Raw genomic sequence first — 15,541 nt, 5'->3', positions numbered from 1 at the left:
CTATCATGCATACTGAACATTCCATGCCGGGCGAACCGTCCGAAAACCCGAAAACGATCGTCAAAAGTTCCGTCCGACAACAGGCCACGAAGGGAGCGATCTCGATCATCACCGGAGCCGGCGGCGGAATCGGACGTTCAGCGGCGCTTGCATTGTCTGCCGCCGGTTATACGGTGGTCGCCGTCGATTTCAATGCCGAAACCGGCGAAGAAACGGCCGACTTGATCCGCAAGCAGGGAGGCGAGTCCTTATTCGTACAGGCCGACGTTTCCCGCGAAGAAGACGTCGAACGCTACGTTCAAGCCGCGATCGACGCTTACGGCCGAATCGACGTATTTTTCAATAATGCCGGCATTCTGCAAAAGTTCTCTTTAATCGAAGATCTGGACGCAGCGGAATTCGACCGGATCATGAGCGTCAATGTACGAGGCGTGTTTCTCGGCTTGAAAAAGGTGCTTAAAATCATGCATGCCCAAGGAATCGGTTCGATTATCAATACGGCGTCCACGGCGGGCCTGCGCGCCGAACACAGCATGTCCGCTTATACCGCGAGCAAGCATGCCGTGATCGGACTGACCAAAGCGGCAGCGATCGAATACGTGCGCAAAGGCGTAAGGATCAACGCGATTTGTCCGGGAGGCGTCGATACGCCTTTGACGCAAGCCGTTCCCTTGATGATGCAGGAGTCCGGTTATGTGCCGGAAGAATTCCCCAATATGCGGATCGGCCGATTTGCGGACCCGTCGGATATCGCGGAGACCGTCGTCTTTTTGGCCTCGGATCGATCTGCTTACATGACCGGCTCGGTGATCGCGGTCGACGGGGGCTTGACCCTTTGACGCCTCGGAACTAACGAACATGTATGAACGTACATTACCTTTTCCTATGCCTATAAAGGCGGCGTTCTGGAATTTCGACAGTCATTATTCGTTGCGAGACATGAAGGCCTGCATCGAAGAGTCGGCTAATGAGTAGATCAAATTCGCGATTTCCGAGCTGGATACCGTGAATTCGCGTCGGATCCATTCCTGCATGATGCTGAGACTTCCGTTGACCAGATAGGCGTAAATATAGTCTTTCAGCTGCTCGGGCACATTCAAACGCAGGTCGTTATCGATATTGTTCAATACTTCGTTGATCAAGCGCTTCGGAAAAGAAGAGAGCTCATCCGATCTCAAAAGCATCAAAGTGTAGAGGTCGCCGTTTTTTTGAATATGGTCCAAAAAAGCGCGGATATACGCGATGCTATCATTGTCGGCTTCGATTTTCGATAGATATTCTTTGGTCTTGCCGATGATCTCCTGTTCGAGCTCTTCGAGCAAATGAAAAACGCCGTCGTAATGCAGGTAGAAGGTGGAACGATTGAGTCCGGCTTCGGCACATAATTCTTTGACGTTGATCCGATTGATGTTTTTTTGCTTCAGCAACCGGATCAAGCCTTGCTTGAGCAGCATCTTGGTTAATTTTTCGCGTTGATTCATACCGTCTTCTCCTTGGAATCGATTATTTTTTCGCGGAAATAGACACGGAGAATGAAAGTGTCGATATCGCATCATTTTCCGAATAGACTGGTGGTTGTTGAATAGACACTGTGTCTGTATTCTGAGGTTAGACGAATGATTTGTCAATAAATCCACGATGCAGGTGAGAGAAGATGAAGTCAAAAAAGAAAGTCATGATTACCGGAGCGGCAGGCAATATGGGTATCGAAACGCTCAAATTGATGAAAAACGATCTGGACAAATGCGAACTGCTTCTGCTTGATCTGGACACGCCGGGCAGTCGCGCCAAATTGAACGCCTACGAACAAATCGAAGGGATTGAAGTCGTATACGGCGACCTACTTGACCGGGACTTAGTGAACGAATGCGTGAAGAAGGCCGATATCATCTTGCATATCGCCGCTTTCGTATCTCCCGCTGCGGATGAGTTTCCGGAAATCGCGATGAGAGTCAACTACGGTTCCGCGTTCAATATTGTTGAAGCGATCAAAGAAAGCGGCCGCGAAACGCATACGCGATTTGTCTATATCGGCACGGTGGCCCAGACAGGCGACCGAATGCCGCCAATCCATTGGGGACGCGTCGGCGACCCGCTGAAGCCGAGCGTCTACGATTATTACGCCGTATCGAAAATTGCGGCCGAGCGTATGGTGATCGAATCGGGACTGCGTTACTGGGTAAGTCTCCGGCAGACCGGAATCATGGGCCCGGCGATGAGCAAGATTGAAGATCCGATCATGTTTCATAACTGCTTGGAAAACGTGCTGGAATACGTATCCGATCGCGACTCCGGTCGATTGATGCGAAATCTGTGCATATTCGATATCGATGAAAGCTTGGACCCCGGGTTTTGGCGACATATTTATAATGTCGGAGGCGGGGAGAGCTGCCGGGTCAGCACACTCGATATGTATCGGGCCATGTACGGGAAATTAGGCATCAGCAACCTGGATCATCTGATCGAACCCAAATGGTACGCGACGCGGAATTTTCACGGACAATATTATCTCGATTCCGACAAACTGGAGCATCGCCTGCATTTTCGCAGCGATTCGATGGATTATTTTTACCGCAGTTATCTCGATAACTTAGGAGCACTCGTCCCAGTCGCCAAGGTCATAACCAAACTGCCCGGCGGGCAAAAGTTCATGGGGAAAATGATCAAACGGACGATCCGAAAACAGGCGGTCAAAGAACGCGGCACCATCCGATTCATCGAAGACAAAGACGAGGCAAAGATCGAAGCCTATTGGGGCAGTAAAACGAATTGGGAAACCTTGCCTGATCGACTATCTGACATGAGAAAATTCGAACAATGGGATACCGTCATCCGGCTGAACCACGGTTACGAAGAATCCAAACCAGCTTCGGGCCTAAATCTTGAAGATATCAGAGGCGCCGCAGCATTCCGTGGGGGAACGTGCCTTTCGACAGAGATGACCACCGGCGATTGGAGCGGTAAGCTTGATTTTGAATGCGCGTTCGGACATTCGTTTTCAGCGAGTCCCACGCTGATGTTGGAAGGCGGGCACTTCTGTCCGCAGTGCGAGCGAGAGAGCTGGAATTATCGAGAACGCGCCAAACGAGAACCGTTTTTTGCGCAGGTGTGGAATCCTTTGCACGCCGAAGGAGAAGGGCGCGTCTACAAAAAAGTGGTGTCGGAGCTGGATGTGGAAACGGAGCTGCTTGCGAGTCGGAAGATTAGTGATTAAAACGTTGAATCCGATATGGAATAAATAATAACGGGGATATGATCTCGACAAGAAATATTCGCAAATCGTAAAAGAACTGGAGGCTCGGAAGAATGCAACAAATTAAACCGATGAGAAATATTAAAGAGTTACTGAAACAAATGACTTTGGAAGAAAAGGCCGGTCTTTGCTCCGGTAAAGATTTTTGGAATACGAAGGAAATCGAGAGATTGGGTATTCCGTCCGTCATGATGACAGACGGACCGCATGGTTTGAGAAAACAGGAAGGAGATACCGACCATCTCGGAATCAATAAAAGCCTTCCGTCGACCTGCTTCCCTTCCGCCGCCGGACTAGCTTGCTCTTGGGATAAAGATTTGATCAATAGAACGGGAGCGACTATCGGGAGGGAAGCTCAAGCAGAAGATGTATCTATTGTGCTTGGACCGAGTGTCAATATCAAGCGCTCGCCGTTGTGCGGAAGGAACTTTGAATATTTCTCAGAAGATCCTTATTTATCGAGCAGTCTTGCGGCTAGTTATATCAAGGGAGTTCAAAGCCAAGGTGTGGGGACTTCCATCAAGCATTTCGCGGTAAATAATCAAGAGTTCAAAAGGATGTCTGTCGATGCCGTAGTTGACGAACGTACATTGAGAGAAATCTACTTGGCCAGTTTCGAACAAGCCGTGAAGGACGGACAACCTTGGACTGTAATGGCCGCTTATAATAAAGTGAACGGCAGCTACTGTTCTGAAAATAAAAAATTGTTGACTGAAATTCTCAAGGAAGAATGGGGTTTCGAAGGGTTGGTCATGTCCGATTGGGGGGCTGTAAACGAACTGGATGACGGTATTGAAGCGGGGCTTGAGCTTGAAATGCCGGCAAGCGGAGGAATGGGAGAGAAAAAAATTATTGAAGCTGTACAAACAGGTAAACTTTCATTGGAGAAGCTTGATCAGAGTGTGGAGAGGATATTGAAAATCGTTTTTCAGGCAGTAGAAAACAAGAAGCAAAATGCTGCCTATGACAAGAACGAACATCATAAGATAGCTAGGGAAGCAGCGCGCGAAAGCATGGTATTGCTAAAGAATGAAGATCGAATTCTACCTCTTCGATCGGTGAAATCCGTTGCGGTGATAGGAGCTTTCGCAAAGAAACCGAGATTTCAAGGCGGAGGCAGCTCACATATTAATCCTACAAAAGTCGACGATATTTTTGAAGAGATGCAAAAAGCAGCCTTGCCTACCACTGTACTCGATTTTGCCGAAGGTTATTCCCTCGATCGCGACGAGGCGGATGAACAGCTGATCTCAGAGGCCGTTGAGCTAGCGAAGAAAACGGAGATTGCGGTAATCTTTGCCGGGCTGCCCGAAAGCTACGAATCGGAAGGATTTGATCGTAAATATTTGAGCATACCTGTAAGCCATAGAGTTTTGATCGAAGAAGTCGCCAAAGTTCAAAGCAATGTAATTGTCGTTTTAAGCAATGGGGCACCTATTGAAATGCCTTGGCTTGATCAGGTAAAAGCGGTACTTGAAGGTTACTTGGGAGGACAGGCATTAGGAGGAGCTATTGCTGATTTGATATTCGGACTGGCTAATCCGAGCGGAAAATTGGCTGAAACATTCCCTAAGAAGTTGGCTCACAACCCTTCGTATTTACACTTCCCCGGAGATGGAGAAACGGCCGACTATAGCGAAGGAATATTTGTTGGTTACAGGCATTACGATACTAGAGACGTTGAACCATTGTTTCCGTTCGGATACGGATTGAGTTACACAAGCTTTGAATACAGCAACATCCAAGTAAATCGCGATGAAATTCAGGATACCGATTCAATTACTGTTTCGATCAAGGTGAAAAATACGGGGGATATGGAAGGAAAAGAAATTATCCAACTTTATGTAAGGGACATCGAAAGCAAGATTTCCAGACCGGAAAAAGAGTTAAAAGGATTCGAAAAAGTTCACCTTTATCCAAGCGAAGAAAAAATCGTAACGTTTAAGTTGGAAAAGAGAGCTTTTGCTTATTACAATACTAAAATAAACGACTGGCATGTGGAGACGGGAAGCTTCGATATTTTAATCGGTTCATCTTCTCGTGAAATTTTGCAACGCAAAACCGTCTACGTTCATTCGACAACGGTTATCCCTAACATTTTGACAAGACATTCGACTTTCGGAGATTTAATGGATAATCCTGTCGGAGCAGAAATAATGAAAGCTATGCAGTCACAAGCAAATCCAAGTAATAATGAGGGTTTGGGTGCCGGGATGCAAGAAATGATCTTGGGCACAACCTTGCATAATGCATGTGTAATGAGTAACGGCGCTTTTACTGAGGACATGATGCAGGGAATCTTGCAAGCTGCAAATAACTCGAAAATAAGTTAAGTGGACCGCTTGAAGAAACCGTTGATAAATATGGGCTTAAACGTCTAAAACAACGGTAAATCAAATAAAAAGCTGCAGTTGCCGGGATTCAAGAGGTAACTACAGCTTTTTATGTTTTTGATCGAAGATGTTCCATATGATATAAAAGATTTAATACTTATTCACAAAATCCGTATTTTGTACATATGTATATAAGCGAATTAATGACCTTCTGCCGTCGAAAAATTCGCTTGGCTGCTCCAATTTTCAAACACTTACTTCAATCATCCGTTCATCAAAAGCATTTCCTCCAACGTTTTCTTCATTTACTCAATCGCCGTACCTTCGCTAAGTTGTGCATCCGCGATGAACGAACGACTCAATACTTATCGTATCGCGTAATCGGATTAGCCGCTCGGTCAGATCTAAGCCGATCTCGCCGAAAATTGTCTTACGATGCTTTTTCGTTCCAAGTCGTGCATGCACAATGCTTTTTTTCTTCATATCCCGCCTGTTTGCGCAAATCTTGCATGCACATGCAGCCCTTAATACCAACGCTTATGACCGATTCCATGCGTCCTATAACGATCACGGAATGTGTATTCTGCGAAAAGAAAAATATGAACTTGCGCTTCTAAACCGATCGGTTTATACTGAGACAAACAGTATAGAAAGCGAGGAAATAATCATGCAAAACTTGAACCCTCCATTCACTCTCGAAACGGCAATCCAAAAAACCCGCGTGGCCGAAGACAGCTGGAACAGCCGCGATCCGCAGCGCGTTTCGCTGGTGTACACCGAAGATTGTTATTGGAGAAACCGGAGCGAATTTATCACGGGCCGCGAAGCCATCGTCTCTTTGCTCACCCGCAAATGGGCCAAAGAACTCGATTACCGACTGATCAAAGAATTGTGGTCGTTTACGGATAACCGCATCGCGGTACGCTTTGCTTACGAATGGCGCGACGATAGCAACAACTGGTTCAGATCTTACGGCAACGAGAATTGGGAATTCGCCGAAAACGGATTGATGCAGCGCCGATTCGCCTCGATCAACGACATGCCGATCAAAGAAGAAGAACGCAAATTCCATTGGCCGCTCGGTACCCGACCTGCCGATCATCCAAGCTTAAGCGACTTAGGCCTATGACCCGTACCGTTTTCGAAAAGCCAGACGTCATCCCTCTCGTTACTGAAGTATTCCGCGAGTTAGGTTATGAAGGAGCCTCCATGAGCAAGATTACGGCCCGAACCGGTCTGTCCAAAGGAAGCTTGTATCATTTCTTCCCCGGCGGAAAAGACGAGATGGCTTCCGAAGTTCTGACGCATATCGATCAATGGTTTACCCGTCAAATTTTCGAACCGCTCGAACAAAGCGAAGCACAAGCCGCGATCGATCAGATGTGGCAAGAGGTCGATGCTTATTTTCAATCGGGTCAGCGGATTTGCTTGATCGGCGCATTCGCTTTGGACGAAACCCGGGATCGGTTCGCTGCCGCGATTCGGCAATATTTCGTAAGATGGATCGAAGCATTTAGCGCGGCGTTGGTTCGAACCGGTCTTTCTCGAGAGACGGCCGACCGCATGTCCGAAGAAACGATCGCGGGCATTCAGGGAGGATTGGTTCTGAGCAGAGCGCTGCATGATGAAGCCTTGTTCGGACGCACATTGGCCAATCTGAAGCAGCGGGTCTCGGCTTGCATTTCGGCTTCGGATAGCCATCCGACTCACTGATACATTATCGGAGGTTAATAAGATGAGCAATTTTGTCATGGATCAATTGAAGTTCGTTCGCCTTCAGACTATTGAGTATGTGAAAGGCATGGATGACTCTACGACGGAAATTATTCCGATCGGTTTGAAAAACCATATCAAATGGAATCTGGGACACATGTACGTGATACACGAGAAGTTCGCTTTCCAGCTTGCCGGCCAAGACACCCAATATCCGGCTAACTTCAACAAGCTGTTCGATCCGGGAACCAAACCGTCCGATTGGGATATCGAGCCCCCGACGTTGTCCCGACTCCTCGACTTGCTGACGGAACAGATGCAGCGGGTCGAAGAGGTTCTCTCAAGCAAATTGAACGAAGACATCCATTCGCCTTACAAATCTTCTACAGGACTTACCTTTACCACTGTAGAGCAGCTGCTCGGTTTTCTGATTTACCATGAAGCCATGCACTTTGCAACGATCAAAAACATGAAGAGCATTATCGAAAATTAGAAAACGAATAAAACCGACCTTGCATCCTATTCGAATCAGGATCAGGTCGGTTTTATTTTCATACGAACTTCTTGCCAATATAGACTAATGTGACTTTTTTGGATTACAGGGCTCGAGGATTTTGATATTTCGCATGGATAAATAGATCTTCTCTCAATTATTCATACGCTCGGGTCAATCGATACTGCGCCGGCGTGATTCCGTGCTCCCTTTTGAACAAGCGCACGAAATAATTGAATTCCATGCCGACCCTGATCGCAATCTCGCCTACGGAAAGTTCGGATTGTTCGGCCAATAGCTGCTCGCCTTTGAGCATTCGCAAACGCTGCAGATAATGATTAGGGTTTACGCCGTAGATTTCTTTGAATTTGCGTTGAAAATGCTGTTTGGAGTAGCCTACCGTATCGGCGATATTCGCGATGCTTAATTCTTCCATATAATGCTGCTCCATATACTGCACCGACGCGCGCAGCAGCGTTTTGACTCCGGCACTGCTGCGGTCTTTGGATACGGAATCCTCGCTGCGCGTCATCGCGGCAATCGACGTCAGCAAATGGTAAATCCGCGTAGAAGCATGCTGCTGATCGTAACTATCCCGCCCGTCCGGTTCGCTTCCGTTCCACAACTGCCTCAGATCCGTTTCGAGCTGCTTCATATGATGCTCGCTTACCACCGCGATCGGCTGCATAAGCGGAAGCTCCAGGGAATGAATCAACGGCTCGATCAAAGGCCCCTCGATGCCCATATACCCTAACACCCAACCGCCTTCCGCTTTCGGACCGTACGCATGAGCCAGTTTGCCCGGCACAAGCAGCACGTCTCCCCTCTGCATCGTTAAGGAAGATCCGTTTTCAAAATCAAAGGTCCCCGCGCCGCCGAAACAAATCATGCATTGAAAGGTCGGATAACCGATAGCCCGATGCACCCGGTGCTGTTCATGCAAGCCGCAGCTGTATAAGGACAACGGATATTCGATATGGCCTTTATGATGAAAAAGTCTGAAGGGTAACATGGTCGGTTCGATCTCCTTCGATTTGATAAGCCTGTTAGCCGGTCTTGCTCTCGAACTCTTTGTAAAAGTCATCCCGCATTTCCGACACGGCAAGGTAACACTCTTTTCCTTCCAGCAGCTTTGCCGGCACTCTCCATGTCTCTCCGTAATAATAACTATCCGCGACCAGTTCCCCGTCTGCATAAATCTGCGCCGTATCTCCATAATAGTCGATATCGACGAACCCTTCGGCTCCCGTCACGGAAACTTTTCGCCATTGAACGTTCCGCTCGCCGCCGATATGCAGTTCTTCGGTATGCTTCGGCTCAAAAGGAAGCTTCGCGACATCCTCATACGTGACTACGGGTGCCGTATACGGCTGTTGAATGGAATGCGGCTCAAAGCTTTTTCCGGTCCAATGCAGATAACGAACGTCACCGCCCGCAACAGAACGAATTTCGCCGGTCGATCGGTACAGGTCGCATTGTTCGCCTACGTACAGTTCCCCTTCCAATCTGCGCAAATATTTGGCCTGCTCCCAAGTCAGCGTCACGATCGTCGCCTCGTTAATCTCAAAAGCCGATTCGATCCCCGCTTGAACCGTAATCGTTTGCCCGTCGCCGAATCGGTATTCGGGCTTGATTCCGGGGATTTGCGCGAAGAAATACGTATCGCCTGCGATACACAAAGGCTGAGCCGTCGCATAATCGAGAACCGCGCCCGGCAGCTCCATACGAAACGGCATAAAGAAACTGATTTCGCCGCTCACGTCGATTTTCGGAAATGCGATGCTCCCCGTATCGATCACCGCATCTTGCACATCCGCAAGCTCCGTCAGCCGTTGAACATGATTCACGAATACGAACCCGCGATCTCCGTCCGTGCGCATCGCATACCGCAAAGAAGTCGTATCTTCCCTGGAAACGGATTGCGCAGCCTCTACCCGCGTCATCGGCGCAAGCGTTTCCTGAAAATCCTGAACGAATAAATGCAGAAGATTCAGCAGACGGTATTGTTCCCGCACTTCTCCGTATTCGGACAACGCGCATTGAAAATCATACGACAGAATCGGATAATCGTTCGGGTAGCCGGTGGCTTTCGATTCCTGGAACGTCGACCGTTTGCCGATCTGATTCGTGCCGCCGTGATACATATAATAACCGATCAGATTGTTGCCGTCACCGATCTTCACGAGCGATAGGCTGTAAATGTCCATCGGCTTGATCAACGGTCTGCGATGATGCGTGACTTGTATGCCGCTGCCCAGCTCACACGTTGCAAAAGGATACCGTTCATACGGCAAACGCCACCGCGAATCCGTTTCGATCGCTTGAGGAAGCAGATCCGCCCCGATGCCGGTATCGTTGCGCAGGCCGGTAAAAAAATAATGAGGAGACGGCGGTAGCGGATTTCTATGATCTTCCCAAGGCGCTTCGCAATACCCGCCGAATACCGGAAGCACTTCATCTACCGGGATCTGAGCGCCTTCCACGGCATTCCATCCGGTCACGGTATAGATCGGAGCGACGATCCCGCAGTCGATCGCGATTTCTTTTAACTTCGCCAGATGGTCGGCCCGATCCGTCAGCTCGTTTTCCAACTGAACGGCAATGATCTTTCCTCCGTCTTTGTAAAAGAGCCCCTGCACCTGATCGAAAATCTTCGTATACAGCGTGCGCACTTGCGCCAAATAGGACGGATTGTTGTCGCGAAGTTCGAACGGTTTATCCAGCAGCCAATCCGGGAATCCGCCGTTGCGGCATTCGCCGTGCGCCCACGGACCGATTCGGATCACGACGTCCAGACCGACCTTTTCGCATTCTTGGATAAAGGCGCGCAGATCGTTATTGCCCGAAAAATCGAAGACGCCTTCGATTTCTTCGTGATAGATCCAAAATACATAGGTGGAGACGAGCGTGATTCCGCCGGCTTTCATTTTGCACAGCTCGTCGTGCCAGTCGTTGCGATTACATCTGGAATAATGAAACTCGCCCATAACCGGAATATGCGGCTTGCCGCCCCGTTCGATGTACAAACTGGTGACGTCGATCTTCTCGCCTTCCGGATTAGTGCCTCCCAGATTCAAATGATTGCGCAGGATTTCCGGTTGCCGATACTCCTTGAACGTATGCTTCATCGCTTAGCCGCCCTCTCTCGATTTCAATGATTTTCGGTTGTCGGTTTGCTGCGTGCTCGTGCATTCATTGTAAAGGAGAGAGGGTTCGGCGCGTTAGGATTATCCGGATTATAACTAGCACAAAATGAACAATACCGATTTTTGATGCTTTTACGCCGCTTCTTTTTTTCGGCGATTCACTTCTTCCATCACGGATTCGCCTTCGACGTCGATATTCGGCAGGATACGGTCCAGCCATTTCGGCAAATACCAGGCGGAGCGTCCCATCAGCGTCATGGCGCCCGGCACGATCAGCATGCGGACGACGAAAGCGTCGAACAAGATGCCGAACGCGAGCGCGAAGCCCATGGACTTGATGATCGGATCTTCCGCCAGCATGAAACCGACGAATACGGAGATCATGATCAAGCCTGCCGCCGTAACCACGCTGCCGCTATGCTTGATCCCCGCAAGCACGGCGCGCTTCGCGTCGCGGCTGTGTTTGAACTCTTCGCGCATCCGGCTGACGAGAAACACTTCATAGTCCATAGCCAGGCCGAACAGGATACCGACGACAATGATCGGCAGGAAATTCAGGATCGGTCCCGGTCCTCCGAAACCGAAGAGCGTGCCCGTATGCCCATCCTGGACGACAAGAACGACGAAGCCCAGCGTCGCGCCCAATGACAAGATAAAGCCGAGCACCGCTTTGATCGGCACCAGCAGGGAGCGGAATACCGTCATCAGCAGCAAGAAAGCCAACCCGATGATCACGAGGCAAAACTTCGGCAGCGCGTCGCTGAGTTTTTGCGAAATATCGATGCCGACCGCGGTGCTGCCCGTCACCATCAACCGGACTCCCGTATCTCGCTGAATATCTGCCGCGCCGCCTCGGATTTGCTGAACCAAATCCCGCGTTTCTTGATCGTGCGCCCCTGTTGCGGGAACCACGCTGATCAGGAACAGATTACCGGAAGGCCCCGGCATAGCGGGGGTTACCGTTCCGATATTTTTGAACTTCCCGAGTGCCTCGATCGCTTTTTGCACATCAATCCCCGCTTGTTCGCCGCCTGAAGCCTCGGCCAGAATCACGAGCGGACTGTGACTGCCGGCGCCGTAAGCTTCGGTTTGCAAATCGTAGGCGCGCCGCTCCGTTTGTTCGACCGGTTTTTGCGCGTCGTCGGGCATCCCGAGCTCCATGCGTCCGAACGGCAGCGCGATCGCGGCAAGCAGCGCCACGCCTCCCAACACGACGAGCCATGGGCGTTTCGTCACGAACGTGCCCCACGCCGTATCCACGTCTTCGCGTCGACCTGCTTTTTTGAACGAAAATTTGGCGAGCAGCGGATTGTTTTTTTTCGGACTGATCCGCTCGCCCATCCAAGACAGGACAGCCGGAACGAAAACGACAGCAATCAGTACGGCAGCGAGCACGCACAGCGCCCCGGCCAAGCCCATCGCGGTCAGGAACGGAATTCGGGCGACAGCCAATCCGCACAAGCCGATCATGACCGTGATGCCGGCGAACACGACCGAGCTTCCCGCCGTTCCGTTCGCGATCGCGATGGCTTCGTCCCGGTCATACCCTTCGAGCAGCTGCTGACGGTAACGCGAGACGATGAACAGCGCATAGTCGATGCCGACCGCAAGCCCCAACATGGCGGACAGCGACAGCGAAGTCGCGGACATCTCCAATACATTGGATCCGAGCAGAACGCCCATCAGTCCGATGCCGAGCCCGATAATCGCGGTAACGATCGGCAGCAGGCCGGTCAGGAACGAAGCGAACGTGACGGACAGAACCAGGAAAGCGACGAACACGCCGATCACTTCCATGATGCTGACGATTTTCATTTTGCTGTAGCCGTTGCCGCTCATCTCCGCCTGCCAACCGGTTTCTCGCAGCGTCTCGGCCGCGGCGTCGATGTTTGCTTTCGATTCTTTCGTGACCTCCCCGCCCGGTACGTCATAGGTGACGGTCGCGTAAGCGATCGTCCGGTCGACGCTGAGCGATCCGTTTTTGTACGGGCTGACGACTTCTTTGACGGCAGGATCTTCGGCGATTTTTTTCAGCGTGCGCGCGATCGTCATCTGCGCGCTTTGCGAAGATAAGGTTGCACCTTGCGGGGCTTTGAACACCATTTTGGTTTGACCGCCGTTTTCGGGAGCCGACGGGAACTCGTTATTCATCATTTCCAACGCTTCTTGGGATTTCAATCCGGGAATCGGCGTGTTTTCGTTAAATGCCGGGCCGATCGATAATGCCAGTACGGCGGTCGCGATCAGCAGTGCGATGCCTCCGAAAATGACTTTCAAGCGATTTTTGGCCGACCATAAGCCGAGCCGATATAAATATTTTGCCATGCGTAGTTTCCACTCCGTTTCGTGATGATAATCTGTGTCTTCATTTATCTTAGGCTCGAAACGGAAAGCCGCCATCGTACGAACGTGCCGTTTACGGACTTGTACCTTCGGGCAAAAACGTACATGTACGCAAGCAGCCAGCAGATCACCCTTACAGGAATGCAAGAAGCCTCGAAGCGAAATCGCAAAAAAGCCTTTTCGCGCGGCGGCACGGAAAGGCTTTGTTATTTCACTGTATAGGAATATGGAAATTCAAAGATGTACGATCCCCTGCTCCACCGCAGCCGATATCGCCTGCATCCGGGAATCGACGCCGAGCTTATTATAGATGTTCGTCAAATGCGCTTTGACCGTTCGTTCGGAAATGCCCATGTCGAACGCGATCTCTTTGCTTCGGTACCCTTTGGCGACGAGCTGCAAAGTCTGCACTTCTTTCGGACTCAACACGCTTTCCGCTTTGATCGCCGGTTCCGTGCTCTGCCTTTTCTGCCTGGCGGCGAACGCCCGGCTGACGATATCCGCTTGAAGCAGCGTCTCGCCGCGAACGGCGGACTCGATCGTGCGGAACAGATGCTCGCGGCCGGTGTCTTTGAGCAGATACCCTTTGGCGCCGAGCTCCAATCCGTCCGCGATCATGTCGTCTTCATTATAGGTTGTCAAAATGATCACCGGAATATCGAGACCTTTGCGGTTCATGGCTTTCATCGCTTCAAGCCCGCCCATGATCGGCATGTTAAGATCCATCAATATGGCATCCGGCTTCGCTTTTTCGGCCAGCTTTACCGCGATTTCGCCGTTCTCCGCTTCTCCGGCGATACGGAACCGGGGATTGGTTTCCAGAATCAACTTCAATCCTTCCCGCACCACCAGATGATCGTCCGCGATCAGCACGGCATAAATCCGGTTTTCTTCTGCTTGACTCATGCTTTCTCTCCTTTGCTTAACGGAATTTCGACCTGCACGCGCGTTCCTTCGCTGCCGCTGAACACACTGAGCTTGCCTCCGATCAGCCGCACCCGTTCCTGCATGCCCAATATTCCGTAATGTCCGGCTTGCTTGCCGATCTGATTCGTATCGAAACCATCACCGTTATCCCGAATCTCCATATCCAACAGATCGCCGCGTTCGGACAAAGAGACCCAGACCTTGCCTGCGCGCGCATGCTTGGCCACGTTCGTCAGGCACTCGCTCAGAATCCGCAGCAGATGCTCGGCGGCCACTCTCGACGGGCTGCGCGCGACTTGGATATCCGTATAAACGCGCAAGCCGATCGCTTGAACGAAACGCTCGATCTCGGCTTCCGCCGCTTCGCGGAAATCAAGGTCGGAAGCGGATTTGGCCCGCAAATTATCGATCGCCCGTCGGGCGTCGGCAAGCGTGGTTCGTGCCTGGCTCATCGACAGCCGGATAATCGTTCCGGTGCGTTCCGTGTTGCCCTGCATCCAAAAGGCTTCCGCGGCTTCAAGCTGCATGATGAGGCCGGCAACGCCTTGCGCGAGCGTATCGTGCAAATCGCGGGCCATCCGCTGCCTTTCGTTAGCCAACGTAAGTTCTTCGACTTTGCGGTGCGCTTTTTCCAGATCGCTCAGAAAAGCCTGCGTACGAACCCTCGCATGCACCTGATTGAAAAAAAGCACGGCGTACGCGATAACGACGACCAACATCAACCCGAACAGGGGCAGCAGCAGCGCAAGATCGCGGAGCTGGCCCAGCACGAATACAAGCGATACGAACGATCCGGCATTGGCCAAAAGCACGACGGCAACCTTTTTTCTCAAATCGAATGCGGCGACGCTTTGAGCGGCAAGTATAGGGAAAAATCCGATAATGACGGCCTGGTATCCCTGCGGTACCGACAAAGCGGCAATCCAGACCAAAACATGCTGAAGAATGAAATACATCCACGGATGCGATTTGGCCCAACGATGCGCATGCCAATGCACGTCGATATGCAAAGCCGTGATTATGCCGAAAGCCAAGCTGCCGACAAGATCGAAACGGATAAAATTTTGCAGGATCAGTCCCGCCGCGAACACCATGCAAATCCATAAGATAACAGGCAGCCTCGAAACGAACAGTTCATCCGCCGATCCGCCGCGAGCGGTTTTTTTAAAACGCGAAAAGATAAGGTCGGAAATCAAAACAACGCCTCCTTGCCTTCTATTATAAAGGCGAACAGGAAACGTGGATATTGTACTTTCGTACAGGGTCGTTCATGCGGCGATGCTAAAGAGGCTATCGAGCGAAAATCACCCGGACAAAAAGAAGCCTGCCGGAT

At 50.7% G+C, this 15,541-nt stretch carries 12 protein-coding genes; 6 read left to right on the top strand and 6 right to left on the bottom strand.

All coding sequences use genetic code 11. The features are described 5' to 3' along the window. Positions 1 to 5 precede the first annotated feature (5 nt). Positions 6 to 839 carry an SDR family NAD(P)-dependent oxidoreductase gene (locus HRQ63_RS02430; RefSeq protein WP_229714043.1) on the top strand — a complete coding sequence of 278 codons (834 nt, stop codon included), beginning with the start codon at positions 6 to 8 and terminating at the stop codon, positions 837 to 839. 84 nt (positions 840 to 923) lie between these two features. On the opposite strand, the gene HRQ63_RS02425 is transcribed toward HRQ63_RS02430, so the two are convergent. Next, a complete protein-coding gene (locus tag HRQ63_RS02425) occupies positions 924 to 1,481 on the bottom strand; it encodes a TetR/AcrR family transcriptional regulator (protein WP_172238580.1) in 558 nt (185 codons plus the stop codon). A gap of 173 nt (positions 1,482 to 1,654) precedes the next feature. On the opposite strand from HRQ63_RS02425, the gene HRQ63_RS02420 reads away from it, so the two are divergent. The 5 genes from HRQ63_RS02420 (at position 1,655) to HRQ63_RS02400 (ending at position 7,792) form a co-directional block, all read left to right on the top strand. Next, positions 1,655 to 3,214: an NAD-dependent epimerase/dehydratase family protein gene (locus tag HRQ63_RS02420; protein WP_172238577.1), complete on the top strand. Its 1,560-nt coding sequence runs from the start codon at positions 1,655 to 1,657 to the stop codon at positions 3,212 to 3,214. A gap of 92 nt (positions 3,215 to 3,306) precedes the next feature. Further along, entirely contained in the window at positions 3,307 to 5,586 is a 2,280-nt protein-coding gene (locus HRQ63_RS02415) for a glycoside hydrolase family 3 C-terminal domain-containing protein (protein ID WP_229714042.1), read from the top strand. A 667-nt stretch (positions 5,587 to 6,253) separates the two neighbouring features. Then, positions 6,254 to 6,715, top strand: coding sequence for a nuclear transport factor 2 family protein (locus HRQ63_RS02410; RefSeq protein ID WP_172238574.1), 462 nt, complete (start codon positions 6,254 to 6,256; stop codon positions 6,713 to 6,715). Then, positions 6,712 to 7,299, top strand: coding sequence for a TetR/AcrR family transcriptional regulator (locus HRQ63_RS02405; protein ID WP_172238571.1), 588 nt, complete (start codon positions 6,712 to 6,714; stop codon positions 7,297 to 7,299). The genes HRQ63_RS02410 and HRQ63_RS02405 overlap by 4 nt, the downstream gene beginning before the upstream one ends. A 22-nt stretch (positions 7,300 to 7,321) precedes the next feature. Beyond that, positions 7,322 to 7,792, top strand: a complete 471-nt coding sequence (locus tag HRQ63_RS02400; RefSeq protein ID WP_172238569.1) for a DinB family protein — start codon at positions 7,322 to 7,324, stop codon at positions 7,790 to 7,792. Between the two features lie 157 nt (positions 7,793 to 7,949). On the opposite strand, the gene HRQ63_RS02395 is transcribed toward HRQ63_RS02400, so the two are convergent. The 5 genes from HRQ63_RS02395 to HRQ63_RS02375 form a co-directional block, all read right to left on the bottom strand. Further along, positions 7,950 to 8,804: an AraC family transcriptional regulator gene (locus HRQ63_RS02395; RefSeq protein WP_172238566.1), complete on the bottom strand. Its 855-nt coding sequence runs from the start codon at positions 8,802 to 8,804 to the stop codon at positions 7,950 to 7,952. 34 nt (positions 8,805 to 8,838) lie between these two features. Beyond that, a complete protein-coding gene (locus HRQ63_RS02390; protein ID WP_172238563.1) occupies positions 8,839 to 10,920 on the bottom strand; it encodes a beta-galactosidase in 2,082 nt (693 codons plus the stop codon). A gap of 150 nt (positions 10,921 to 11,070) precedes the next feature. Further along, positions 11,071 to 13,263: an MMPL family transporter gene (locus HRQ63_RS02385; protein ID WP_172238560.1), complete on the bottom strand. Its 2,193-nt coding sequence runs from the start codon at positions 13,261 to 13,263 to the stop codon at positions 11,071 to 11,073. Positions 13,264 to 13,515: 252 nt separating this feature from the next. Further along, positions 13,516 to 14,187 (bottom strand): response regulator, encoded by a 672-nt coding sequence (locus HRQ63_RS02380; RefSeq protein ID WP_216673817.1) that lies wholly within the window; start codon positions 14,185 to 14,187, stop codon positions 13,516 to 13,518. Then, complete coding sequence (locus HRQ63_RS02375) at positions 14,184 to 15,404, bottom strand: sensor histidine kinase (RefSeq protein ID WP_172238557.1); 1,221 nt, start codon at positions 15,402 to 15,404, stop codon at positions 14,184 to 14,186. Before HRQ63_RS02375 ends, HRQ63_RS02380 begins: the two co-directional genes overlap by 4 nt. Positions 15,405 to 15,541: the final 137 nt, after the last annotated feature.

It is taken from the genome of Saccharibacillus endophyticus (assembly GCF_013185185.1).
In the GTDB taxonomy this organism is placed as follows: Bacteria; Bacillota; Bacilli; order Paenibacillales; family Paenibacillaceae; genus Saccharibacillus; species Saccharibacillus endophyticus.
The sequence above is the reverse complement of the archived record's forward strand: the minus strand, read 5'-3'. Positions and strand labels throughout refer to the sequence as shown.

What these genes read in the sequence shown, in the direction of transcription:
- HRQ63_RS02405 (WP_172238571.1), top strand. Translation starts at nt 6,712, where the DNA reads ATGACCCGTACCGTTTTCGAAAAGCCAGACGTCATCCCTCTCGTTACT.
- HRQ63_RS02425 (WP_172238580.1), bottom strand. Translation starts at nt 1,481, where the DNA reads ATGAATCAACGCGAAAAATTAACCAAGATGCTGCTCAAGCAAGGCTTG.
- HRQ63_RS02430 (WP_229714043.1), top strand. Translation starts at nt 6, where the DNA reads ATGCATACTGAACATTCCATGCCGGGCGAACCGTCCGAAAACCCGAAA.
- HRQ63_RS02410 (WP_172238574.1), top strand. Translation starts at nt 6,254, where the DNA reads ATGCAAAACTTGAACCCTCCATTCACTCTCGAAACGGCAATCCAAAAA.
- HRQ63_RS02385 (WP_172238560.1), bottom strand. Translation starts at nt 13,263, where the DNA reads ATGGCAAAATATTTATATCGGCTCGGCTTATGGTCGGCCAAAAATCGC.
- HRQ63_RS02420 (WP_172238577.1), top strand. Translation starts at nt 1,655, where the DNA reads ATGAAGTCAAAAAAGAAAGTCATGATTACCGGAGCGGCAGGCAATATG.
- HRQ63_RS02395 (WP_172238566.1), bottom strand. Translation starts at nt 8,804, where the DNA reads ATGTTACCCTTCAGACTTTTTCATCATAAAGGCCATATCGAATATCCG.
- HRQ63_RS02415 (WP_229714042.1), top strand. Translation starts at nt 3,307, where the DNA reads ATGCAACAAATTAAACCGATGAGAAATATTAAAGAGTTACTGAAACAA.
- HRQ63_RS02390 (WP_172238563.1), bottom strand. Translation starts at nt 10,920, where the DNA reads ATGAAGCATACGTTCAAGGAGTATCGGCAACCGGAAATCCTGCGCAAT.
- HRQ63_RS02400 (WP_172238569.1), top strand. Translation starts at nt 7,322, where the DNA reads ATGAGCAATTTTGTCATGGATCAATTGAAGTTCGTTCGCCTTCAGACT.
- HRQ63_RS02380 (WP_216673817.1), bottom strand. Translation starts at nt 14,187, where the DNA reads ATGAGTCAAGCAGAAGAAAACCGGATTTATGCCGTGCTGATCGCGGAC.